20 protein-coding genes are annotated in these 23,631 nt (G+C 50.6%); 10 read left to right on the top strand and 10 right to left on the bottom strand.

Features of this window, described 5'->3' with window-relative positions; genetic code table 11:
• The first annotated feature begins 289 nt into the window (after nt 1-289).
• The 5 genes from pstS (at nt 290) to phoU (ending at nt 4,993) form a co-directional block, all read left to right on the top strand.
• Nucleotides 290-1,330 carry a phosphate ABC transporter substrate-binding protein PstS gene (gene pstS / locus C2U53_RS09805; RefSeq protein ID WP_044268157.1) on the top strand — a complete coding sequence of 347 codons (1,041 nt, stop codon included), beginning with the start codon at nt 290-292 and terminating at the stop codon, nt 1,328-1,330.
• Nucleotides 1,331-1,522: 192 nt separating this feature from the next.
• On the top strand, nt 1,523-2,482 hold the full coding sequence (gene pstC, locus C2U53_RS09795; protein WP_042323550.1) for a phosphate ABC transporter permease PstC: 960 nt from the start codon (nt 1,523-1,525) through the stop codon (nt 2,480-2,482).
• Nucleotides 2,482-3,372: a phosphate ABC transporter permease PstA gene (gene pstA, locus C2U53_RS09790; RefSeq protein WP_042998748.1), complete on the top strand. Its 891-nt coding sequence runs from the start codon at nt 2,482-2,484 to the stop codon at nt 3,370-3,372. The genes pstC and pstA overlap by 1 nt, the downstream gene beginning before the upstream one ends.
• Nucleotides 3,373-3,469: 97 nt before the next feature.
• Nucleotides 3,470-4,243 carry a phosphate ABC transporter ATP-binding protein PstB gene (gene pstB, locus C2U53_RS09785; RefSeq protein WP_042998747.1) on the top strand — a complete coding sequence of 258 codons (774 nt, stop codon included), beginning with the start codon at nt 3,470-3,472 and terminating at the stop codon, nt 4,241-4,243.
• Between the two features lie 24 nt (nt 4,244-4,267).
• The gene (gene phoU / locus C2U53_RS09780; RefSeq protein ID WP_042998746.1) at nt 4,268-4,993 is read left to right on the top strand and encodes a phosphate signaling complex protein PhoU; all 726 of its coding nucleotides are present in this window, start codon (nt 4,268-4,270) and stop codon (nt 4,991-4,993) included.
• Between the two features lie 82 nt (nt 4,994-5,075).
• On the opposite strand, the gene yieH is transcribed toward phoU, so the two are convergent.
• A complete protein-coding gene (gene yieH / locus C2U53_RS09775; protein ID WP_042998745.1) occupies nt 5,076-5,741 on the bottom strand; it encodes a 6-phosphogluconate phosphatase in 666 nt (221 codons plus the stop codon).
• A gap of 166 nt (nt 5,742-5,907) precedes the next feature.
• On the opposite strand from yieH, the gene adeP reads away from it, so the two are divergent.
• From adeP to phsC, 5 genes are all read left to right on the top strand, one after another.
• The gene (gene adeP / locus C2U53_RS09770) at nt 5,908-7,245 is read left to right on the top strand and encodes an adenine permease AdeP (RefSeq protein ID WP_042998744.1); all 1,338 of its coding nucleotides are present in this window, start codon (nt 5,908-5,910) and stop codon (nt 7,243-7,245) included.
• A gap of 305 nt (nt 7,246-7,550) precedes the next feature.
• Nucleotides 7,551-9,257, top strand: coding sequence for a histidine ammonia-lyase (gene hutH / locus C2U53_RS09765; RefSeq protein WP_042998743.1), 1,707 nt, complete (start codon nt 7,551-7,553; stop codon nt 9,255-9,257).
• Between the two features lie 5 nt (nt 9,258-9,262).
• Nucleotides 9,263-10,834, top strand: coding sequence for a flavocytochrome c (locus C2U53_RS09760; protein WP_104446882.1), 1,572 nt, complete (start codon nt 9,263-9,265; stop codon nt 10,832-10,834).
• Between the two features lies 1 nt (nt 10,835).
• The gene (locus C2U53_RS09755; RefSeq protein ID WP_051642285.1) at nt 10,836-11,252 is read left to right on the top strand and encodes a cytochrome c3 family protein; all 417 of its coding nucleotides are present in this window, start codon (nt 10,836-10,838) and stop codon (nt 11,250-11,252) included.
• Between the two features lie 8 nt (nt 11,253-11,260).
• On the top strand, nt 11,261-12,868 hold the full coding sequence (phsC, locus tag C2U53_RS09750) for a thiosulfate reductase cytochrome B subunit (protein WP_051642363.1): 1,608 nt from the start codon (nt 11,261-11,263) through the stop codon (nt 12,866-12,868).
• Between the two features lie 41 nt (nt 12,869-12,909).
• Here phsC and C2U53_RS09745 read toward each other — a convergent pair whose 3' ends face one another.
• From C2U53_RS09745 to yidC, 9 genes are all read right to left on the bottom strand, one after another.
• Nucleotides 12,910-14,310 carry a sigma 54-interacting transcriptional regulator gene (locus C2U53_RS09745; protein ID WP_104445854.1) on the bottom strand — a complete coding sequence of 467 codons (1,401 nt, stop codon included), beginning with the start codon at nt 14,308-14,310 and terminating at the stop codon, nt 12,910-12,912.
• Between the two features lie 285 nt (nt 14,311-14,595).
• Nucleotides 14,596-15,162 carry an NADPH-dependent FMN reductase gene (locus tag C2U53_RS09740; RefSeq protein ID WP_042998741.1) on the bottom strand — a complete coding sequence of 189 codons (567 nt, stop codon included), beginning with the start codon at nt 15,160-15,162 and terminating at the stop codon, nt 14,596-14,598.
• 10 nt (nt 15,163-15,172) lie between these two features.
• Entirely contained in the window at nt 15,173-15,922 is a 750-nt protein-coding gene (locus C2U53_RS09735) for a 4'-phosphopantetheinyl transferase superfamily protein (RefSeq protein ID WP_042998740.1), read from the bottom strand.
• A gap of 268 nt (nt 15,923-16,190) precedes the next feature.
• Nucleotides 16,191-17,441: a low affinity tryptophan permease TnaB gene (gene tnaB, locus C2U53_RS09730; RefSeq protein WP_042998739.1), complete on the bottom strand. Its 1,251-nt coding sequence runs from the start codon at nt 17,439-17,441 to the stop codon at nt 16,191-16,193.
• Nucleotides 17,442-17,551: 110 nt separating this feature from the next.
• Nucleotides 17,552-18,967 carry a tryptophanase gene (gene tnaA / locus C2U53_RS09725; protein WP_042998738.1) on the bottom strand — a complete coding sequence of 472 codons (1,416 nt, stop codon included), beginning with the start codon at nt 18,965-18,967 and terminating at the stop codon, nt 17,552-17,554.
• A gap of 243 nt (nt 18,968-19,210) precedes the next feature.
• Nucleotides 19,211-19,285, bottom strand: coding sequence for a tryptophanase leader peptide (gene tnaC, locus C2U53_RS30710; RefSeq protein ID WP_099433256.1), 75 nt, complete (start codon nt 19,283-19,285; stop codon nt 19,211-19,213).
• 144 nt (nt 19,286-19,429) lie between these two features.
• Nucleotides 19,430-20,359 (bottom strand): PEP phosphonomutase, encoded by a 930-nt coding sequence (locus C2U53_RS09715; RefSeq protein ID WP_104445853.1) that lies wholly within the window; start codon nt 20,357-20,359, stop codon nt 19,430-19,432.
• 67 nt (nt 20,360-20,426) lie between these two features.
• On the bottom strand, nt 20,427-21,791 hold the full coding sequence (gene mnmE / locus C2U53_RS09710) for a tRNA uridine-5-carboxymethylaminomethyl(34) synthesis GTPase MnmE (RefSeq protein WP_104445852.1): 1,365 nt from the start codon (nt 21,789-21,791) through the stop codon (nt 20,427-20,429).
• Nucleotides 21,792-21,984: 193 nt separating this feature from the next.
• Nucleotides 21,985-23,631: a membrane protein insertase YidC gene (gene yidC, locus C2U53_RS09705; protein WP_042323526.1), complete on the bottom strand. Its 1,647-nt coding sequence runs from the start codon at nt 23,629-23,631 to the stop codon at nt 21,985-21,987.

The following is a 23,631-nucleotide window of genomic DNA, read 5'->3' as shown; positions in this document are numbered from 1 at the left end:
TTTTTTCATTCCTGTGCTGTTTTTAATCAATTTCCCCGCCGTTTTACTGTGACAAATCGTCATCTTCAGCTACTTTTTTCAGTGTCACAAAAAGAAAATTTTCCTGAAAAGCTTTTGTCATATTTTCAGTTAACTTAATGATAAACAGGAAAAAAAACATTCTGATTTAACGGAAATTTTCATTGTCATAAAACTGTCATATTTCGTACATTTAACTGTCACCTGTTTGTCCTATTTTGCTCATCGTAGCCACTTAACAATGATTTACGAAAATCTTGCAGGAGACATTATGAAAGTTATGCGTACCACTGTCGCAACTGTTGTCGCCGCGACCTTATCTATGAGCGCTTTCTCTGCATTAGCAGCAGCAAGTCTGACAGGCGCAGGTGCAACTTTTCCTGCGCCGGTGTATGCCAAATGGGCTGATACTTATCAGAAAGAGACCGGTAGTAAAGTTAACTACCAGGGTATCGGCTCCTCCGGTGGTGTTAAACAAATTACAGCGAATACTGTTGATTTCGGTGCCTCTGATGCGCCGCTGTCTGACGAAAAACTGAATCAGGAAGGCCTGTTCCAGTTCCCGACCGTGATTGGCGGCGTGGTACTGGCGGTGAACATCCCAGGTCTGAAGTCTGGCGAACTGGTGCTGGATGGTAAAACGCTGGGTGACATCTACCTGGGTAAAATCAAGAAGTGGGATGATGAAGCCATCACCAAACTGAACCCAGGCGTGAAACTGCCTTCTCAGAACATCGCCGTTGTGCGTCGTGCCGATGGTTCTGGTACCTCCTTCGTCTTCACCAGCTATCTGGCGAAAGTGAACGAAGAGTGGAAAACCAAAGTGGGCGCTGGCTCTACCGTTAACTGGCCAACCGGTCTGGGCGGTAAGGGTAACGACGGTATCGCCGCGTTCGTACAGCGTCTGCCAGGTTCCATCGGCTACGTTGAATACGCTTACGCTAAGCAGAACAACCTGGCATACACCAAGCTGGTTTCTGCTGACGGTAAACCGGTTAGTCCGACTGAAGAGAACTTCGCTAACGCCGCGAAAGGCGCTGACTGGAGTAAATCCTTCGCACAGGATCTGACGAACCAGAAAGGTGATGATGCGTGGCCGATTACCTCCACCACCTTTATTCTGATTCATAAAGAGCAGAAGAAACCTGAGCAGGGTGCTGAAGTGCTGAAATTCTTCGACTGGGCATACAAAAATGGCGGCAAACAGGCTAATGACCTGGATTACGCCAGCCTGCCGGACAGCGTGGTAGAGCAGATCCGTGCAGCATGGAAGACCAATGTGAAAGACAGCAGCGGTAAAGCGCTGTACTAAATACCTGTCATACTTCGAGCCGCAGCTGCGTTGGCTGCGTTTGTTCACCCCAGTCACATAGTGAATCTATGCTCCTGGGGATTCACAAGCTTGCCGCCTTGCTGCAACTCGAATTATTTAGGGTATGGCATTACGTTAGCCAGGAAGCGCGATAAAATGCGCGCTTCCTGGCCCAAACTTAAAGAGTGATTTATGGCTGCAACCAAGCCTGCTTTTAACCCACCGGGTAAAAAGGGTGACAAAATCTTCAGCGCGCTGGTAAAACTGGCTGCGCTGATTGTGCTATTGATGTTGGGTGGCATTATTGTCTCTCTGATCATCTCCTCCTGGCCCAGCATTGAGAAATTTGGTTTCTCTTTCCTGTGGACCAAAGACTGGGACGCGCCAAACGATATCTACGGGGCGCTGGTACCGATCTACGGTACGCTGGTCACCTCTTTTATCGCACTGCTGATCGCCGTTCCGGTGAGCTTCGGCATTGCCCTGTTTCTGACCGAACTCGCGCCAGGCTGGCTGCGTCGTCCGCTGGGGATTGCGATTGAACTGCTGGCGGCGATCCCGAGTATCGTCTACGGCATGTGGGGCCTGTTTATCTTTGCTCCACTGTTTGCCACTTATTTTCAGGAACCGGTCGGTAATATCCTTTCCAACATTCCGTTTGTTGGCGCGCTGTTCTCCGGCCCGGCGTTTGGTATCGGTATTCTGGCGGCTGGCGTGATCCTCGCCATCATGATCATCCCTTACATTGCAGCTGTAATGCGTGATGTATTTGAACAGACGCCGGTGATGATGAAAGAGTCTGCCTACGGTATCGGCTGTACCACCTGGGAGGTTATCTGGCGCATCGTGTTGCCGTTCACCAAAAATGGGGTAATTGGCGGCATCATGCTGGGTCTGGGACGAGCACTGGGTGAAACGATGGCGGTGACCTTCATCATCGGCAACACCTACCAGCTCGACAGCGCATCGCTGTATATGCCGGGTAACAGCATCACCTCGGCGCTGGCGAATGAATTTGCGGAAGCGGAGTCTGGCCTGCACGTTGCGGCGTTGATGGAACTGGGTCTGATTCTGTTCGTGATTACCTTCATCGTGCTGGCAGCGTCTAAGTTTATGATTTTGCGCCTTGCGAAGAACGAGGGGGCACGCTAATGGCTACGCTTGAAATGCAAACCAGCGCGGAACTGGCGGAATCCCGCCGCAAAATGCAGGCTAAGCGCCGGATGAAAAACCGCATCGCCCTGACGCTTTCTATGGCGACGATGGCGTTTGGTCTGTTCTGGCTCGTCTGGATCCTGATGTCCACCATTTCCCGTGGTATCGACGGGATGTCGCTGGCGCTGTTCACCGAAATGACGCCGCCGCCGAACACTGCGGGTGGCGGTCTGGCGAACGCCCTGGCGGGCAGTGGTCTGTTGATCCTCTGGGCAACCGTGTTTGGTACGCCGCTGGGCATCATGGCCGGGATTTATCTGGCGGAATATGGTCGCAAATCCTGGCTGGCGGAAGTGATTCGCTTCATCAATGACATTCTGCTTTCCGCCCCGTCTATTGTGGTTGGTCTGTTCGTGTACACCATTGTGGTGGCGCAGATGGAGCACTTCTCCGGTTGGGCGGGCGTGATTGCGCTGGCGCTGCTGCAGGTGCCTATCGTGATTCGAACCACCGAAAACATGTTGAAGTTGGTGCCGGACAGTCTGCGTGAAGCGGCTTATGCACTGGGGACGCCGAAGTGGAAAATGATCTCCGCGATTACGCTGAAAGCGTCTGTCTCCGGGATCATGACCGGTATCCTGCTGGCGATTGCGCGTATCGCAGGTGAAACCGCTCCGCTGCTGTTTACCGCGCTCTCCAATCAGTTCTGGAGTACCGACATGATGCAGCCGATCGCCAACCTGCCGGTCACCATCTTTAAATTTGCGATGAGCCCGTTTGCGGAATGGCAGCAACTGGCGTGGGCCGGGGTGCTGATTATCACGCTGTGCGTATTGCTGCTGAACATTCTGGCGCGCGTAATTTTCGCCAAGAGCAAACACGGTTAACACGTTGCCGGATGGCGGCGTGCGGCCTACGGTTGAACCTATTTGTTGTAGGCCTGATAAGCGAAGCGCCATCAGGCATGATAAGGAAAAGAGTAAAATGAGTATGGTTGATACTGCTCCGGGTAAGATTCAGGTTCGTGATTTGAACTTCTACTACGGCAAATTCCATGCCCTGAAGAACATCAACCTGGATATTGCAAAGAACCAGGTAACGGCATTCATCGGGCCTTCTGGCTGCGGTAAATCGACGCTGTTGCGTACGTTCAACAAGATGTTTGAACTCTACCCGGAACAGCGTGCGGAAGGTGAAATTCTGCTCGATGGTGACAATATTCTCACCAATACCCAGGATATCGCCCTGCTGCGTGCCAAAGTCGGGATGGTGTTCCAGAAGCCGACGCCGTTCCCGATGTCTATTTACGACAACATCGCCTTTGGCGTGCGTCTGTTTGAGAAACTGTCCCGGGCGGATATGGACGAGCGCGTGCAGTGGGCGTTGACCAAGGCCGCACTATGGAATGAAACCAAAGATAAATTGCACCAGAGCGGATATTCTCTCTCCGGTGGTCAGCAGCAGCGTCTGTGCATCGCGCGAGGTATCGCCATTCGCCCGGAAGTCTTGCTGTTGGATGAGCCGTGCTCAGCACTGGATCCGATCTCAACCGGTCGTATCGAAGAGCTGATTACCGAGCTGAAACAGGATTACACCGTGGTGATCGTGACCCACAACATGCAGCAGGCTGCGCGTTGTTCCGATCATACGGCGTTTATGTACCTGGGCGAGTTGATTGAGTTCAGCAACACGGACGACCTGTTCACCAAGCCCGCGAAGAAACAAACCGAAGATTACATTACTGGCCGCTACGGTTGATATGCCCGGGCATCTGGAGAAATGATGGACAATTTAAACCTTAATAAACACATTTCCGGTCAGTTCAACGCCGAACTGGAAAGTATCCGCACTCAGGTAATGACGATGGGCGGCATGGTCGAGCAGCAACTTTCTGATGCCATCACCGCGATGCACAATCAGGACAGCGAGCTGGCGAAACGCGTTGTTGATGGCGATAAGCACGTCAATATGATGGAAGTGGCGATTGATGAAGCCTGTGTTCGCATCATCGCCAAGCGCCAGCCGACGGCGAGCGATCTGCGTCTGGTGATGGCGATCATCAAAACCATCGCCGAACTGGAACGTATTGGCGACGTGGCGGATAAAATCTGTCGTACCGCGCTGGAGAAGTTCTCCCAGCAGCATCAGCCGCTGCTGGTGAGCCTGGAGTCACTGGGGCGTCACACCATACAGATGCTGCACGACGTGCTGGATGCGTTTGCGCGGATGGATCTGGATGAAGCAGTGCGTATCTACCGTGAAGACAAGAAAGTGGACCAGGAATACGAAGGGATTGTGCGTCAGCTGATGACCTATATGATGGAAGATTCGCGTACGATTCCCAGTGTACTGACTGCGTTATTCTGTGCACGCTCTATCGAGCGTATCGGCGACCGCTGCCAGAATATCTGCGAATACATCTTCTACTTCGTGAAGGGCCAGGATTTCCGTCACGTAGGCGGTGATGAACTGGATAAGCTGCTGGCGGGTAAAGATCCAAAAGAGTGATAAAACGTAGAAAATAGGCCGGATAAGCGTTAGCGCCATCCGGCAATTGCCCGGTGGCGCAAGCTTACCGGGCCTACAAAAATTACCGGGTAATATTCCAGCCGCGTGCTTTCCATAACGCTGGCAACTGTGCCAAATCGGTAAAAGTCGTCACTTTGGGATGTTCGATAGGCTTGTTGTGCGGATCGGCACAGAAGTAGAACACTTCCATTCCCGCATCAATCCCCGACTGCGCGCCAGCGGAAGAGTCATCGACCAGAATGCAGTTCTGTGCGTTGACGTTCATCGCTTTTGCTGCGTGGAACATCAGCGCCGGATCGGGCTTCCAGCGTTGAATATCGTAGCCGCTGTACAGTTTGTCCGGAAAATGATGCAGCATGCCCAGTTTACCCAGCGAGTGTTGCATTTTGCTGACCGGACCGTTAGAGACCACGCACATCGGCACTGTCATGCTGTCCAGCAGGGTATTCGCACCAGGGATCACTTCCAGTTCCGAGTCGAACAGGCGTGCGACCTCGGCGCGGTAGACGGGTTCTAAGTCGGCTTTGGCCAACGTCACCCCATGCTCCTCGTTAATGATATCAATGATTTCGTAGAGTTTTACGCCCTTAAAGCGTTTAAAAGTTTCTTCGAGATCGAGGGTGATACCGAATTCCTGGAACATTGCGACGTACGCGCGGGAACAGATCACTTCACTGTCGACCAGCGTACCGTCACAGTCAAAAAATACCGCTTCAATTCCGGACATGCCTTTCCCTTTTCACAAGTTTAACGTTTACGTACTGCCTGATTGTGCAACGCAATCGTTGCCGTATAAGCAAATTCAATGAAAAAAACCTCACACAATCACCCCCTATTGTCGCATTTTGGTATAGGATAGCGACGAATTTTCCCTCCTTGTTTGGAAATTGATAATGAGTCAACAACACACAACCCAGACGTCTGGTCAGGGGATGCTGGAACGCGTGTTCAAACTGCGCGAACATGGCACAACGGCACGAACCGAAGTGATCGCCGGTTTTACCACCTTCCTGACGATGGTTTACATCGTTTTTGTTAACCCGCAAATTCTGGGCGTTGCTGGCATGGACACCAGCGCTGTCTTCGTGACCACCTGTCTGATTGCCGCGTTCGGCAGCATTCTGATGGGGCTGTTCGCTAACCTGCCGGTGGCACTGGCGCCCGCGATGGGGCTGAATGCGTTCTTTGCCTTCGTTGTGGTTGGCGCGATGGGCCTGTCGTGGCAGGTCGGTATGGGGGCGATTTTCTGGGGCGCCGTCGGTCTGCTGTTGCTGACTATTTTCCGCGTGCGTTACTGGATGATTGCCAATATCCCGGTCAGTCTGCGCGTGGGGATCACCAGCGGTATCGGTCTATTCATCGGCATGATGGGGCTTAAAAACGCGGGTGTCATCGTTGCGAATCCGGAAACGCTGGTCAGCATTGGTAATCTGACCTCCCATAGCGTCCTGCTGGGCGTGCTCGGTTTCTTTATCATCGCTATCCTGGCGTCACGTAATATTCACGCCGCCGTGCTGGTATCCATCATCGTCACTACGCTGTTGGGCTGGATGCTGGGTGATGTGCACTATAACGGCATTGTCTCTGCGCCGCCGAGCGTCTCGTCGGTGATTGGGCATGTCGATCTGGCGGGGTCGTTTAACATTGGTCTGGCTGGGGTGATTTTCTCCTTCATGCTGGTTAACCTGTTTGACTCCTCCGGCACATTGATCGGCGTAACTGATAAAGCCGGTCTGGCGGATGAAAAAGGGAAATTTCCGCGCATGAAGCAGGCGCTGTTTGTCGATAGCGTCTCCTCTGTGACCGGGGCATTTATTGGTACGTCTTCCGTCACTGCTTATATCGAGTCCTCTTCCGGCGTTTCTGTTGGGGGGCGTACTGGCCTGACCGCGGTGGTGGTTGGTCTGCTGTTCCTGCTGGTGATCTTCCTGTCACCGCTGGCGGGGATGGTGCCGGGCTATGCGGCTGCAGGCGCGCTGATTTACGTCGGCGTGTTAATGACGTCCAGTCTGGCGCGCGTGAAGTGGGACGATCTCACTGAATCTGTACCGGCGTTTATCACTGCCGTGATGATGCCGTTCAGCTTCTCCATTACCGAAGGGATCGCGCTGGGCTTTATCTCTTACTGTGTGATGAAAATCGGTACCGGTCGTCTGCGTGAGCTGAGCCCGTGCGTGGTCGTTGTGGCGCTGCTGTTTGTGCTGAAGATTGTGTTTATCGACGCGCACTAATGTAGAACATGCTTCAGCTTTGTTATCAAGGCTGAAGCATTTCCTGTCTGATTGTCTTTTATTCCTGCCCCAAAATATCAAGCTTGAAAATTATCTCTCTGCGAATAAATAACCTCTGTAATTTATGACCATGTTTTAGCGAGTTGTGGTTTCTTCTGGTGAATTATCTGTTAACAGATTGAAATGTTTTTACTTTGGTTTTTTTGAAATATCAAAAATAGCCATAGTAAATGCAGGGGGTATTTCAACTTTCGCACAGGCATTTTTCGTTACTGTTTCTTATCTCTATTAAAAGGAGTTTCGAAATGAAGAAAACTGTCATTGCGACGTTCTGTATCTCTCTGTTTTTTCCGCTATTCGCAAGCGCTACTACCAGCGTGACGCTGGATGGTCATTCATTAACACTGGATGATGCCTGGGCCATTGCTCAGGGGGAAAAACAGGTTGAGATCGCTGCCACTGCGATGGATCGCGTCGATAAAGCCAATAAACTTTTAATGATTGCTGCCGGAAAAGGCGTTCCCGTTTACGGACTGACGGTAGGTGTGGGACTCAATAAAGATAAATCTTTGTTTGATGCGCATGGAAAACTGACTCCGGAGGTTATTCAGGCCTCTCGTGAGTTTAATATCAATGCGCTGCATGCGCATGCGGCGGGCGTTGGTCCAGACATGCCGGATGAACTGGTGCGTCTGGCTATGGTGATTCGCCTGAATACGATGTTAACGGGAAATACTGGTGCCCAACCGCAGGTTGCCAAAATGTATCAGCAGTTTCTCAATAAGCACATTACCCCCGTCGTGCCCTCACAGGGCTCTGTGGGTGAAGCTGATATCACGCTTGCCTCTCATATCGGCGATGTGATGATTGGTGAATGGCGCGTTCGCGTAAAAGGCGTCGAGATGGATTCGGCAAAAGCGCTGAAACAGGCGGGTATTGATAAGCTGGAACCGCTCGGCAAAGATGCGCTGTCGATTCTTTCTTCCAATGCAGTATCAACAGCTTATTCTGCGCAGGCTCTTCTGGAGTCCAGACAGATTATTAACGTCACCCCGGCGGTGTTCGGTTTATCGCTGGAAGCGCTAAATGGCAACGTTGCGCCATTCCTGCACCAGAGTTTAAGCGTTAGACCTTTCCCTGGCATTCAGGATACTGCCGGAACGATTCGAACTGTGCTCACGGGTTCTTATCTCTGGCAACATCAGGATGGACGTCCTTTGCAGGACCCGCTCTCTTTCCGTACGACGGTATTTGTGCTTAATGAAGCGCGTCGCGAATGGAATGAAGCTTGGCAAATGCTGGAAATCCAGATGAACAGCTCGGACGACAACCCCGCGGTAATCGTAAATGCCGATCGTTCGTTGGCGGAAAATAGCCAGGTTGAGCAGTATTTCGTGAGCGCAAAAGGGGCCAATGGCGAAACCCTCAGCGGCGCGATTTTCCCGACCTCTAATTTTGAACCGCTACCTCTGGCGCTGGCGATTCAGAATCTGTCTTTGGCGATGGGACATCTGGCGCATAACAGCGTTCAGCGCACTTTGCATTTATCTGACGATCATTTCACCGGACTGAGTCGTTTCCTCGCTTCCGACACCAATCAGCAGGGACATGCCTTCGGCGCTATTCAGAAGCCACAGGTTGCGTTACTGGCGGATATTCGCGACTTGGTTAACCCAGTATCACTGGATGGGCAACCGATGGCGGGAACGATTGAGGATACCTACACCAACAATCTCCGGGCGTCCAAGCGATTGAGTCAAATCGTGGATGATATGCGCAGCATTTATGGTCTGGAACTGTTGCACGCCAGTCAGGCTGTCGATCTACGGAAACAGAAAAATCCTGACCTGAAGTTGGGTGAGATGACTGGAAAACTCTTTGCCGCCTATCGTGAAAAAGTACCGTTTGTTGTGCAGGATAGGATTTTTACTGACAACATTGCTGATTCATCCGCGTTAGTCGCATCGTTTCCTTCCGGTTCCCTGGTCAGTACGCAAGCAGGGAGCAAATGACGACAATGAAAAAAACCGTTAATGCGTCGCGGCGAGCCTTTTTGACGAAAAGTACCCTCCTGGCGACCGGCGGCGCACTTACGGCGCTGACTGGAAAGGTGATGGCGCAGGATAACTGCGCCCCGGCTTCGTCGGTTCGTTACCATAAAGTCTATGATGTGATCGTTGTCGGAAGCGGCTTTGCCGGACTAGCTGCTGCACTTGAAGCCGCTCAGGCTGGCCGCAGCGTGCTGGTGATTGAAAAGATGCCTGTTTTTGGTGGCAACTCAGCGATTAACGGCGGTGCGGTTGCCGTAGCCGGATCGACTGTGCAGAAAAAAGAAGGGATCGTCGATTCACCAGAGTTGATGTTTAAGGACATGTTGAAAGCTGGACGTGGGCTAAATGATAAAGATCAGTTGAAGATTCTCGTTAACAACACGACCGCTGCATATGAGTTTACCCTACAACACGGCGTAAAATATAAACCGTTCGTACAGCATTTTGGCGGTCACTCTGTCCCTCGTACGTTGCAAACGGTAGAGAGTTCTGGGGCGGGGATCACTCGGCCGCTAAAAGAGTCCGCCATGAAAATGGGCGTTGTTTTTCGCGCCCAATGCAAGCTGGAATCTTTCCTGCAAAATTCGCAAGGACGTGTTATCGGTCTGACGGTACGTGACGGCTATCGTTTCCCGGATGAACAGAGCGGCAAGATAAGGCATTACGGCGCGCGTTACGGCGTGGTGATGTGTTCTGGCGGTTTTTCCAATGATCTGCGTTTTCGTAAAATGCAAAACCCCATGATGGATGAGCGTGTCGACTCCACCAACCACCCTGGCGCTACATCGGAATGTCTGGTGCAAATGCTACGTATTGGCGCAACGCCAGTGCAGCTTGATCTTATCCAGCTAGGCCCCTGGTCTTCGCCAGACGAACGCGGATTTGGCTACGTTTCGCAGTTCAATACCATCTCAGGTTTTCCTAACGGAATTATGGTTAACCCGCGTTCTGGTCATCGTTTCACAAATGAGCTTGCCGATCGCAAAGAGCGTGAAGAGGGGATTCTGGCGCAGGTGGATGAGAAAGGGGATCCACTTTATCCCATCTGCTTCACCACGCTTGAAGGCGCTAAACTGGCTCAAAGCCTGAAACATGCCTTGCATTATGGTGTCGCCTGGCAGTTTGACTCACTGGATCAGTTGGCGGCGCATTTCGGCATACCTTCCGACACACTGCAAGAAGAAGTGGAGACCTACAATGCGGCCGTTGCGCGCAAAGGCGGCGATCGCATGAAAAAAGATGTGAGTCGTGCGGTTCCGTTAGACAAAGGGCCATTTGTTGCTGTACGCGTGTGGCCTAAAGTGCACTACGTCATGGGGGGGGTGCAGATCAGTATGCGCACAGAGGTACTCAATGCGGCTGATAGCAAACCTATCCCCGGCCTGTACGCTGCCGGAGAAGCGACAGCAGGTTCACATGGTGGAAGTCGTCTGGGGAGTTGCGCCGTTGCGGATTGCCTGGTTTTTGGCCGGATTGCGGGGCTTAGCGTTGCCTCAGCGACTGCTGCGGATGAAGCCTTTGACGTTGAGGGAATTTAATATGGCAAAATTATGGATAGCCATGCTGTTGCTGTGTATTGGTGGTTTTTCCCAGGTCATCGCTGCGACTGACGACGAAGCTGCTTTTCATCAGCAACTGAATGCAATGAACGTCAAGCCTTATCACCATTCATTGGAAGCCACCGGACGCAATACATCATGTCAGTTATGTCACGGTTCCAGCACGCCTGTAGCGGCACCGAATGATAAATCTTGCCTGAGTTGCCACGGTTCGCGCGACCAGATTGCCGGACTAACGCAACCCAATCCGCATGACAATAATGCAGAGCCCAACCCGCATGATTCAATGCATTACGGCAAAGATGTTCCTTGTACCGCTTGTCATAACGAACATAAACCCTCGGTAATTTATTGTAATAATTGCCATCTCTTTAAATATCCGGATATGAAGCCATGAGAGATATCATGCGCGGATTATTAACAAGAGGACTATTCTTTCTGCTGGTGGGATGGATACCCCTGTCGGGATATTGTGCGCCAGTGCCGACAGCGCAACTCAATCAACCTTGTCTGGCATGCCACGCTGATAGCGATATTCAGGGGATCTCGACGGACAAAGTACAGGTGAATTTAGTTGTCTCCGCCGATAAATATCACGACAGCGTGCATGGTGAAGTGCCGTGTATCGCCTGCCATCAGAGCCAACCCGGAAGCGAGGGATTTTCTGTCACCCCGCATGTTCTGAAGCCTGGCGACGACCAAAACTGCGAAAGTTGTCATGGCGTGGTCATGCGCGATACGGTGCATGCCGTACAGCAGAGCGCCCACAGTGAAAAGATAGCCAAAGGACTCTTCTCTTGTACCTCATGCCATAACGCGCACACCATGACGGCGGGAGAGCTAAACCATCCGGGTAAACAACGGGTTGCCGACGACAATTTGATGTGCACGAATTGTCATTCGCGGGCGGGAGTCTTTATGCACCTGTCCGGTGGGAAAAGCTCAACATCTCAGGATATGGCACACTCTGCGCTGCCTTATGCTTCTGAACATCTCAACAGTTTACGCTGCATTGACTGCCATGCCGATGCGGCGGATAGCACTTTGCATCGTATTCTGCCTGCTTCAAAAGCCATCAGCTGTGTACAGTGTCATGGCGACGGAATGCTGCTTACCGCTCGGCGGAAAACGTTTGCGCCTGATGAAAATGCCATGGCAGGTAGCTTGTTAGGGAAAGGGTTATTTGATGATGTATCTCTTAGAGAAAAACTGACGGCGATGGCGCCTCCTGTTCCCGCAGTTCGTCAGATAGATGGTGTGTTATTTACCGATACCTACATGATTGGTAATAACGGCAGTGGTCAGGCCGATCGCTTCATTGCCTGGGCGCTGAGCGGCTTCGTAGTGTTGCTACTCTGTCATGGTTTGGGGCGGCTAATCATGTCGCGTCGTAAGACAGATATGCCGCTGGAGAAAAGTTATCTCTATACGCTGCCTGTCCGCTGCTGGCACTGGCTGAACGCACTCTGTTTTGCCGCGCTAATTATCAGCGGCTGTGCCTTGCATTGGGTGAGTGCGCGATTCTCGCTGTGGGTTGATGTGCACAATATTGCAGGGATATCGCTGTGTGTTATATGGCTGGGTTTTATCCTGGTTTCGATGTGTGGCAACGGGCACCATTATCAGGTGCGCTGGCAAGGTATTACAGGGCGGCTTATCCGTCAGACCCGCTACTACCTGTATGGTATTTTCCGTGGAGAACCTCACCCGGAGCATGCGTCGCCAGCGGCTAAATTCAATATTCTCCAGCAACTGGGCTATATTGGTGTGATGTTCCTGTTATTGCCGCTGCTCATTGTGACCGGATTACTGATGATGTATCCCGGTTATACGCCAGAAACTCTGTTTGCGTTACCTGGTAAGCAGGTTGTGGCTTGGCTCCATTACGCTTTGGCTGTCGTGATGGTGGCATTTATCATCGTGCATCTCTATTTAAGTAGTACAGGGGATACGCCGGGGGCACTGATTAAAGGTATGCTCGACGGTTTCCATCGCGCCAGAAAGCAAAAATAAAGACTGCTCCCCTTTTCCTGAAGAGAGAAGGGGACGTCAGATTATTTTTCTTTCACCACAATGCCCAGTTTCTTCATTTTGCTGTATAGCGTGTTGCTGTTAACACCAAGTAACTCTGCTGCACCGCCTTTGCCTGATATTTTCCCCTGACTTTGTTGTAACGCCATTTGGATATGTTGGCGCATTGCGTCATCAAGCGGAGGGATGGTTATCGCATTTCTCTCTTTTGGTAGGACAATGTGTAACTCATTGCCTGTGCAACGGAAAAACGCATTTTCTAATAATCCTATCAATTCCGTAATGTTGCCCGGCCAGTGATACTTCAATAATAAGCGTAGTGAATCATCACCCAGTACAGGTAAAGAGGTGCGTCTATACTGGCTTGATAGCTTCCTCAGGTAGTAGGTCAGCAGCAGAGAAATATCATCATAGCGATGCCGCAACGGTGGCAATGTAACGACCTGACAAAGGGTATTTGCATAATATTGGTTTGTCAGATAGTGAGTGGATATATCGTGATTAAGTGTGTTGTTTACCATTGAAAATGGAAGTGTTTGTATGGCAATAATCTGTAGCTGGCAATACTCGCTGTAATTTGAGTGCAGTGCCAGTAAAAATGTTTGCCAACGATCCGGAAAAGAATTTATTTCTTTTATCAGTAAAGATCCCTGATGCAAGATTAGAAATGAAGCCATGTTAGGGGGGGTGTTGAAATCAATAGTTATAGTGCGGTTCAGGACACCATTTTTCATGACGATCAACTGCCCCTGAGGACTAATCAATCCATAATAACCACTGCGCGTTGAACGTTGTTGCTGAAGCTCGGAAGCAAGTGAGTTTTTTCCAACCCCTTTCTCTCCCAGTAATAAAACAGGCAATTCACTGTTTGCCAACCTTTTCAATGAATGGTACAACTGAAAAAGAGGAAGATTATTTTGACTAACGACAAATTTTTCGCTCTCTTCTGCAATAGATAGTCCGGGAATAGAAGGAGGCGTATTATTTAATAAAAGGTTATGTCGGGAAAGGGCAATAAAGGCCAGTAAGGAGAGTTCTCCCCGTACTGATTCGAATAATTCAGCATGTTGAGGTGTAAAAGCATCAGTCCGGTGGCTAAATATACCCATCGCGCCAAGCCGTAGACCATCCAGGTGCATACGCATCAGGATCAGAGATTTGATATTACGAAAGCAGGTGTTAACGACATATTCAGTCAGCGGACATTGGCTCAGAGTATCGATAACTTGGGTAGAGAAGTTATCTGAGTGATTGAATTGCTTGGCTATAACTTCAGGGATCGGGATGATATCTCGTTTCAGTCGCGCTGTTTTGTGTGTCGCTAATGCTAAAAACTGGATACAGCGAATATCACTTCGATAATAGTTAAAGAAAATACCATCACAAACAATTGAGTCAGGTATCGACTGTAAGCAGGCATGCATGGATTTCTCCAGTTGTGTACTGCTACATAATGCGGTCCTTAGATGTGAAAATGTCCTGTCCATGGTATATCCATTGTTCACGGTAGACAAAATGTCGGAAAAATATTAGATATATTTATTGATTTTATTGCAACAGCAATGCTGGTAACACTATGGCACAATAATGAAGGGGAAAAAACAGACAACAGTGATTTATAGACAGATTTACGCAAATAATAATAAGAAAATAATCCAGATGCATAAGCGCTTACTGGATTATTTAAGAGTAGTCGGAAAGTTTTGTTATCAGGCCTTCACGCGCTCGATGTAGTCACCAAACGCGGTGAGCTGGCCGGTTAGATGGTCCAGCGTACTCTGGTCAATCACTTCACCCGTCTGCGGGTCTACTTTGTTTTGTATCACGCCACCCATAAATTCCGGCTTGTTCATGACCATGGCATCCAGGAAAACCAGGATCTGACGCAGATGATACTGGCAGCGCGCGCCGCCAATCGCCCCCATCGAGCTGGTCTGGATGAGCACCGGTTTGCCTGAAAGCGGCTGATCGGGCAGGCGTGACAGCCAGTCGATGGCGTTCTTCAGACCACCCGGTACCGAATAGTTATATTCCGGCGTAACGATAACCACGCCATCAGCCTGGCGAATTTGCTCAGCCAGCGCGTCGACGCTTGCCGGAAACCCCTCTTCCTGCTGCACGTCAGCATCGTAAAGCGGGATATCACCGATAGACGGTAACGCACTGATTTTCATACCCGCCGGGGCGATTTTCGGCAGCGTACGGGCAACCATACCGTTAAACGAACCTTTGCGCAGGCTTCCCAGTAACGTAACAACATTCAACGTTTCAGACATGGTAACTCCATCAGTTGTGCGTATAAGACGTCGCGGCAGATAATTGCGCGAATCGCATCAGACGACCCGTCGGCGCATTCGCGCGGGTCTGGATATCAGGCAGGCTTTTCCAGCCCTGCTTAACATCAAACTCCCAAAGTTGAAGTTTATCAATGGCTGGCGTAACCGCAACCGACCACACTAGCAGGTCTTCGGCATCGCAAATAGCCTCAATCTGAGTAACACGGGCACATTTCAGACGCCCGGAGACTGGCAGCAATTGCAGCTCATGCGGATCGTTGTTGCGGACGTCACCCGTCAGTTTCAAGACACTCTGGCGTAAGGTGATCATCTGCGCGCGCGCTTCGTCCGGATCGTTTTGCTTGCTGATCCACAGGCTTTCGTTGCTGGAGAAGGTCGGGACGTCGGCGGTATGGGGGCTAATAAATCCACGGGGGGCGCGCTGGAGTTCCATATCCAGTCCGCATTCCCCTTCGGTTGTCAGCGCCACACCGACCATATTACCGGCATAGGCGATGGAAAAGCTGGGTAGATTTTTATCGCGAAATGCCGGTTTGCCTTTGGCTTTGTATACGATTTCCGGTAACTCGAGCGTGCCATACAGCATAAACATCAGCTCGGCGAGAAGTCCTCGGGATGCCAGAAAACGGGTCTGGCGATGTGTGGGGAGTCTTCGTGCTTCATGATGGCAGGATGACGGAAGGCGCATCGAAATCAAGTGTCCTTCCGTCAGGATCCCTCTGGCAAAATGGGTCGCCATTTTTCTCTCCATGATTAATGGTCGGTGATAATGACGAGAGTAACATTTACTCGGTTTATAGACAGAGTAAATAGCCAAAAAGTACGAATGAATCAGCCTCCCTTACGCGCATTTACATTTCCTGGTACGGATTGGCTGTTTTTGCGTCAGGAGAGGTTGTTTGATGGTCTCCCAGGGAAGAAGGCGAATTGCCATTTAGACAACAGTGAATTCCTGACTGACATGCCGCCCTGAATGAGGCGGCATGTCAGCATGGAGGAACAGCAATTTAACTGAATCGGGGTAACAGGTTGAAGACGTTGCCGAACCAGCAAACAATAACCGCTACGCCGAACAGGATCACGATAGTCGGGATAAAGACACCGCCCCAGACGGTAAACATTTTATTGGGGAACTTCTGGCGGGCTTTCAGGGCCAGTACCGCAGGGATGATCACGGCCCATATCGTTGCGCACAGCCCTGCGCCGCCGATGCCATAGATAAAACCGTTCGGGAAGATTAAGTATAAAAGCGCCGGAGGCAGGAAGGTTAACAAGACGGTTTTAAAACGTCCCACTGCCGAATTGTCGAATTTGAACAGATCCGCAAGATAATCAAATAGCCCCAGAGTCACGCCAAAAAAGGAACTGGCGACGGCCAGGTTTGAAAAAACCAGCAGACAAAATTCGATGATTCCGGTTTGCCTGGTGCCGAGAAATGATTTTACTAATGAATCAACATTACCGCCCGACGCAATGATCTCACTGAAGCTTTCCCGTGTAATGTTACCCATGGTGCAATACAACCAGAACAGATAAATCACCAGCGCCAGCAAAGAACCAAAGACAATGCTTTTAATTAATTTATCTTTTCTTTTGCCATAGCAGATGATCAGACTGGGAATGTTTCCGTGAAAGCCAAATGAAGCCAGGCATACCGGTAATGCCATAAAAATATAGGGGAAGTAAGAGACGTTGTTTTGAGCCTGGCCTGCCGTATCCCGCAGTATAGAAAAATCGACCTGGAAGAAGAATGACCCAAAAACGATAATAAAAGAGATGATTTTAATCCCGAGGAACAAGGAGGTAATTCGACTGGCTGCCAGTGAACTGATCCACAACACGCTGGCGACAAAAATGGCAGTACAGATTCCAACAATTCGGGGGTTAACGCGATATCCCATATTCATGGAGATCGTTTCGCTAATGATGGCGCCATTAGCAGAAATATAGGCATACGTGAGAATGTAGAGAACAAAGGCAACGGTAAATCCACTCACAATGTTCCATTTGTTGCCAATAAGATCTTTAGTAATGGTATTAAAACTGGATCCAACGGGGTAATTTAAATTTGCCTCTAATAACAGGAGTCCGGAATGCATCATTGAAAACCAGGCGATTATTAAAATAAACGCCCCCCAAAAAAACCACGCGCCGGACAAATCAACGGGGAGAGCAAACATCCCCCCACCAATCACCGTACCGGCTATGACCATAATCCCCCAAAAGGAGGAGTGTTTAGCATTCGAATTTTCTTCCATGATGCCTCATTAATTATAGTGAACCTATAAGGTTTTAATTATGCAACAATATAAAGGAAGTGGATTTATCGCTGGGGGGTTACATCGTATAACCCCCCTGATGCTTATAATTAAACTTCTTTCAGTTTAGCGGTGAAGTGACGTAATACTTTCGGTTCGTAGGTGAAGGTCAACCCTTTAATATTCATCGCGTTTTCTTTGACGTGTTCAAAGGCTTCAATAATGAAGTCCATATGAGATTGCGTATACGTTGCTCTTGGGATGGTTAGACGCAGAAGCTCGGCCGGGCAAGGTAATTGCTTACCGGTTTTAGGATCTCTGCCTAATAAGAATGAACCAATCTCAACGGCGCGGATACCGGCCACTTTATAGAGTTCGCAAGCGAGAGCCTGAGCCGGGAACTGTTCTGCCGGAATGTGCGGCAATAATTTACCCGCATCGACAAAGGCCGCGTGGCCGCCAGCTTGTTGGCAAGTGACGCCAATCGCCTCGAGGCCATCGACTAAATATTGCACTTGCGCGATACGATAGGCCAGCCAGTCCTGGTTCATACCATCCACCAGACCCACCGCAAGACGCTCCATTGCCCCGCCTTCCAGACCACCGTATGTCGGGAAGCCTTCCTGTACGACGCACAGGGTTCTGCACTCGGTATAGACGTCAAAATAGGTGTCGTCTTTAATGCACAGTAAGCCGCCCATTGGCACCATCGCATCTTTTTTCGCGGACATTGCCAACATATCGGCATATTTGTAAGTCTCGCGGGTAATTTCTTCGATGCTCCAGTCCCGGTATTCTGCTTCGCGTTTCTGGATAAAATACGCATTCTCGGCAAAGCGCGCGGAGTCCATGACTACCGGAATGTCATATTTTTTAGCGATATTATACATGGCCTTCAGGTTGGCTAATGAAACCGGTTGCCCGCCTGCAGAGTTACTGGTAATGGTCGCCACAATATACGGAACGTTGTTGGGGCCGACTTCCTGAATGCCGCGCTCTAATCCATCGAGATCGAAATTTCCCTTAAAGTCATAACGAACACCAGTATCAAATGCCTCTTTGATGTACACGTTACGCACGGCGCAGCCGTTGATTTGGCTGTGTCCCTGAGTGGTATCGAAGAAGTAGTTGGAGAAAACCGCCATCTTACTTCTGTCTAACCCTTTTTCCTGCTCACGTTTTTTGATGAGAACCGGAATATAAATTTGTTCTGCACCGCGGCCCTGGTGCGTTGGAATTGTATATTGATAACCAAAAATGTTTTTCACTGCTTCAGATAACGCATAATAGCTACGGCTGCCGCTGTAGGCTTCATCCCCACGTAGCATGGCTGCTTGCATATTCTGTGTCACTGCGCCAGTACCGCTGTCGGTTAGCAGATCAATAAAGACATCTTCACTATCCAGCAGGAAAGGGTTCATCCCGGATTTAATAATTGCGTTATTCCGATGTTCTCTCGTTGTACGTTTTACCGGTTCAATAACACGAATACGGAAGGGTTCTGGTAAATGTTTAAAGTTATCCATGACATAATCCTTTAATTTATTTCACTGTATTGACTCAATACGTCTGCACGCGGGTACAAATATACCCGGCATAACTCATCTCTCATTTATTCCAGTCATGACTGTATTTTCGTTTTAAAAAACGAACAGGCATACGTGGCGTTGCGATATGCAATCACAATGAGAAATTGAGCTATGTTTGAGATGTGCCAAATGAACAGACTACGAATAGCCTATGTTCTGGCAAAATAAAGGCAGGGAAATTTAAGGGTGATGATTGACAATTTTATTGTCAACATTAAACCATTTTGAAATGATGTATGCATGTAAGATAATCATGATTGAGTTATCCTCTGTAGACACAGTGCTACATTATGGCAATGAAAATATTTGTCTATGAGAGAATAATTTAACTGTGATAAAAATCACAGTTAAATTAACATTTAATTAATTAAGGATCATTCAAGAAAATACAATATTCCGCTAGCGATTTACCGAACGGGCAATACGTGTATAAGTATGTCTGACGCCACGAATCGCCACGCTGTAGGCCAGTATATTTTCCGGCAACGCCATTCCCATATAGCCAGTATCGCCAATATGATGGAGATCCGCCCCTGCCATTTTACTCATCAGGGCTATCTGGCGAATTGTACTGACGTCTGCGCCCTCCTGAGAGGTGCCGATTGCCGTCATTGCCAGCGCACCGTGCGCGTGTGCACACGCGATCAGCGCCTCTACTTTTTGCTGGCTCATACCCGGTACTGTTCCTGGTGCCGGAATAAGCACGATATCTGCGCCCTGTCCGGCAAAGGCGGCGACGTCACTTTCACTGATAATTGCGCTGCCGCTTTCCCGCACAATCCCTGCGCCGTGCATTTTACCGGTGATGATAATGGCCTTGTCGCCAACGGCCTCACGGATCGTTTTCACCGCTTTTCCCAGAGCGAGATTGCTAACGCCGTTGTTGGGATTTCCCGTCAGTACCAGGATCTTCGCTCCCATTTCTACCAGTTTGCGAGCATTCTCTGCGGTTGCGGCACGGCCTGGTTTCATCTTCCAGATGTCATCATGCGCACTGGCAAATTTAGGATCGACGGCCTCAAGGTTGACGCCTATGATGCGTCCGGTCAGGCGCTGCAGTTCATGCAACGTCTGATCCGGTGCAGTACCGGCAGGCATTCCCTGGATTAGCGGTGCTTCGCTATCGAACATGTTGATCAGCAGAATGTCCGCCCCCTGCGACGCGGCAAGTTCGGCATTAGTGACGTTATTGAGCAATGGTTGGGTAATGGCGATGGTTTCACTGACCAGGACGCGGCCTTCACTGGCGCGGATTGCGTACAGCAGCGCCGTTTTGTCCATGCACACGAAATCAGAAGCACTACAGTCAAGTAAACGTTTATGTTCCATAAAAAGAGACCCTCTTATAAAACGATAATGCCCTGAATTAACCGTCAGTTAATTCAGGGCTACGGGATTACTTACCGATACAGAAGCTGGAGAAAATTCTTCCCAGCAGATCGTCGGAGGTAAACTCACCGGTGATCTCACTTAAGCTTTGCTGCGCCAGACGGAGCTCTTCAGCCAGTAGCTCACCGGCCCATGCACCTAACAGTTGGGTCTTGCCCTGCTGGAGATGCTCAGCGGCGTCGGCCAGCGCCTGTAAGTGACGACGACGGGCCAGGAAGCCTCCTTCCATGTTGGTATCAAAACCCATGCTCTGTTTGAGATGGTTGCGCAGTACGTCCACGCCTTCACCGGTGCGCGCCGAAAGACGAACCAGTGAGTGACCATTCACCTCGCTGATGCCCAGCGGTTCGCCGGTGATATCCGCTTTGTTCCGTACCACGGTAATGGGCAGTTTTGACGGTAAACGGGCGATAAAGTCCGGCCAGATGTCAGCCGGGTCAACGGCATCCGTGGTAGTGCCATCGACCATAAACAACACGCGATCCGCTTGCTCAATTTCCTGCCAGGCCCGTTCGATACCGATACGCTCCACTTCGTCGCTGGCCTCACGCAGACCGGCGGTATCGATAATGTGCAGCGGCATACCATCGATATGGATGTGCTCACGCAGCACATCGCGCGTGGTACCGGCGATGTCGGTGACAATGGCCGCCTCACGGCCCGCCAGCGCATTCAGGAGGCTTGATTTACCGGCGTTAGGGCGTCCTGCAATGACCACCTTCATCCCTTCACGCAGCAGGCTGCCCTGACGCGCTTCAGCGCGAACGGCATCGAGATCGGCAATCACGCCATTCAATTGCGCTTCAATTTTGCCATCCGACAGGAAGTCGATCTCTTCATCCGGAAAGTCGATGGCCGCTTCTACGTAGATGCGCAGGTGAGTGAGTGCTTCCACCAGATGGTTTACGCGAGTGGAAAACGCTCCCTGCAATGAGTTCAACGCTGAACGAGCCGCCTGCTCAGAACTGGCATCAATCAGGTCGGCAATCGCTTCGGCCTGGGCTAAGTCGAGTTTATCGTTGAGAAACGCGCGCTCAGAGAACTCGCCGGGGCGGGCAATGCGTAGGCCGGGCAGCGTCAGGATGCGTTTTAACAGCAGGTCGAGAATGACCGGGCCGCCGTGTCCCTGAAGTTCCAGCACATCCTCACCTGTAAACGAGTTCGGGCCGGGAAACCACAGGGCGATCCCCTGGTCCAGCGCGGTACCGTCGGCATCTTTAAACGGCAGATAGTCGGCGTAACGGGGTTTGGGCAGCTTGCCCAGAACAGCTTCGGCCACCTCACGCGCCTTCAGGCCGGAAATGCGCAGAATACCCACACCACCGCGTCCCGGTGGGGTTGCCTGGGCGACGATAGTGTCGTTATGGCTCATGATATGTCTCTTCGTAAATGTAAAAAAGGCGGTCTAATGACCGCCTTCTCTGGCATTAACTTTAACGTGAATACTCGAAATAATTCAAGTTGCAGGAAGGCGGCAAGTTTGTGAGCCCCAGGAGCTTACTGAAGTAAGTGACTGGGGCAAGCAAATGCAGCCAACGCGCCTGCGGCTTGAAGAATGAAGAGTATCAGGACTTTTTCTTCTCGCGGCTATGCAGGCCACGTTTTTCCAGACCACGGTAAATCAGCTGCTGCTGGATGATCGTCACCAGGTTGCTGACGATATAGTACAGCACCAGACCTGACGGGAACCACAAGAAGAACACGGTAAAGATGACCGGCATAAAGGTCATGATCTTCTGCTGCATCGGGTCGGTCACGGTGGTCGGCGACATCTTCTGGATGAAGAACATCGTTACGCCCATCAGGATCGGCAGGATGTAGTACGGGTCCTGTGCAGACAAGTCATGGATCCACAGGGCGAACGGCGCATGACGCAGTTCCACGGAGCCCATCAGCATGTAGTACAACGCCAGGAAGATAGGCATCTGGATGATCAGCGGGAAGCAGCCGCCCAGCGGGTTAACCTTCTCAGCTTTGTACAGGGCCATCATTTCCTGGCTCTGACGCTGTTTGTCATCGCCCAGACGCTCACGCATTGCCTGAATCTTCGGCTGCAGCATACGCATCTTCGCCATGGAGGTGTACTGCGCTTTAGTCAGCGGGTACATGATGCCACGAACGATAAAGGTGATGATGATAATGGAGAAGCCCCAGTTACCGACAAAGCTATGGATCCATTTCAGCAGTTTGAACAGCGGCTGAGAGATGAACCACAACCAACCGTAATCCACGGTCAGATCCAGGTGCGGTGCAACGGCCGCCATTTTGTCCTGAATTTCCGGGCCAACCCACAGGGTGCTGGTCATCGCGCCAGACTGACCCGGCTGAACCAGTACCGGCTGAGATTTATAGCCGATAGCGGCAATGCCGTTACCCAGGTTCGCGGTATAGAAGTTGTTGGTACCGTCGTTACGTGGCACCCATGCCGTTGCAAAATACTGTTGCAGCATCGCCACCCAACCGTCTTTCGCATTGACGTTCAGGTTTTCGTTATCCGCGATGGTGTCGAATTTGTATTTTTCATACTTCTCATCTGGCGTGGAATACGCAGCGCCACGGAAAGTATGCAGTGCGAAGTTGCTGCTTCCGGTGTCGCGATGAGACGGCAGATTGATGGATTGCTTCAGCTGACCAAAGGTGGAGATCTCCAGCGGTTTCTCGCTGGCGTTCTGCACGCTGTAGTTAACGTTAACCGCATAGTCGCCACGTTTGAGGACAAACGTTTTGGTAAAGGTGTTACCCGCGGCATCCGTATAGGTCATCGGGATCTGCAGTTCGTTCTGACCATCAGCCAGTACAAAGGCGTCTTTTTCGACGTTGTACAGCGGACGTGGGCCGTTAGCCGGGTTATCCGGGCCGTCACGACCTGTCAGACCGCTCTGAGCCTGATAGATAAACTGCGGCGTGGTTTCCAGCAGTTGGAACGGTTCGCTGGAACCGAGTTCTTTCGGGTAAGCTGGCAGCAGGGCCTGTTCCACATCACCACCACGGGTGTTAATGGTCAGATCAAGCACGTCAGTCTTAACCGTAATCAGTTTCCCCTGGCCACTGGCCGGTACGCCCTGGTCGGCGGCGCTACCCGCTGCGGTGGTCGTTGTCTGCGTGGTCTGTTGGGTCTGAGGTTGCGGATTTTTATCCTGCTCCCAGGCTTGCCAGATCATGAAAGACACGAACAGCAAAGCGATGACTAAAAGATTGCGTTGCGAATCCAT

Source organism: Citrobacter sp. CFNIH10, assembly GCF_002934585.1.
Lineage (GTDB): Bacteria > Pseudomonadota > Gammaproteobacteria > Enterobacterales > Enterobacteriaceae > Citrobacter_A > Citrobacter_A amalonaticus.
This window is presented reverse-complemented; position numbering and strand designations above follow the sequence as displayed.

Coding starts and splice junctions, on each gene's coding strand:
- mnmE (WP_104445852.1), bottom strand. CDS start 21,791: ATGAGCCATAACGACACTATCGTCGCCCAGGCAACCCCACCGGGACGC.
- C2U53_RS09740 (WP_042998741.1), bottom strand. CDS start 15,162: ATGTCTGAAACGTTGAATGTTGTTACGTTACTGGGAAGCCTGCGCAAA.
- tnaA (WP_042998738.1), bottom strand. CDS start 18,967: ATGGATAACTTTAAACATTTACCAGAACCCTTCCGTATTCGTGTTATT.
- yieH (WP_042998745.1), bottom strand. CDS start 5,741: ATGTCCGGAATTGAAGCGGTATTTTTTGACTGTGACGGTACGCTGGTC.
- C2U53_RS09745 (WP_104445854.1), bottom strand. CDS start 14,310: ATGCATGCCTGCTTACAGTCGATACCTGACTCAATTGTTTGTGATGGT.
- yidC (WP_042323526.1), bottom strand. CDS start 23,631: ATGGATTCGCAACGCAATCTTTTAGTCATCGCTTTGCTGTTCGTGTCT.
- adeP (WP_042998744.1), top strand. CDS start 5,908: ATGAGTCAACAACACACAACCCAGACGTCTGGTCAGGGGATGCTGGAA.
- pstS (WP_044268157.1), top strand. CDS start 290: ATGAAAGTTATGCGTACCACTGTCGCAACTGTTGTCGCCGCGACCTTA.
- pstC (WP_042323550.1), top strand. CDS start 1,523: ATGGCTGCAACCAAGCCTGCTTTTAACCCACCGGGTAAAAAGGGTGAC.
- phoU (WP_042998746.1), top strand. CDS start 4,268: ATGGACAATTTAAACCTTAATAAACACATTTCCGGTCAGTTCAACGCC.
- tnaB (WP_042998739.1), bottom strand. CDS start 17,441: ATGGAAGAAAATTCGAATGCTAAACACTCCTCCTTTTGGGGGATTATG.
- phsC (WP_051642363.1), top strand. CDS start 11,261: ATGCGCGGATTATTAACAAGAGGACTATTCTTTCTGCTGGTGGGATGG.
- pstB (WP_042998747.1), top strand. CDS start 3,470: ATGAGTATGGTTGATACTGCTCCGGGTAAGATTCAGGTTCGTGATTTG.
- C2U53_RS09755 (WP_051642285.1), top strand. CDS start 10,836: ATGGCAAAATTATGGATAGCCATGCTGTTGCTGTGTATTGGTGGTTTT.
- C2U53_RS09715 (WP_104445853.1), bottom strand. CDS start 20,359: ATGGAACATAAACGTTTACTTGACTGTAGTGCTTCTGATTTCGTGTGC.
- C2U53_RS09760 (WP_104446882.1), top strand. CDS start 9,263: ATGAAAAAAACCGTTAATGCGTCGCGGCGAGCCTTTTTGACGAAAAGT.
- hutH (WP_042998743.1), top strand. CDS start 7,551: ATGAAGAAAACTGTCATTGCGACGTTCTGTATCTCTCTGTTTTTTCCG.
- pstA (WP_042998748.1), top strand. CDS start 2,482: ATGGCTACGCTTGAAATGCAAACCAGCGCGGAACTGGCGGAATCCCGC.
- C2U53_RS09735 (WP_042998740.1), bottom strand. CDS start 15,922: ATGGCGACCCATTTTGCCAGAGGGATCCTGACGGAAGGACACTTGATT.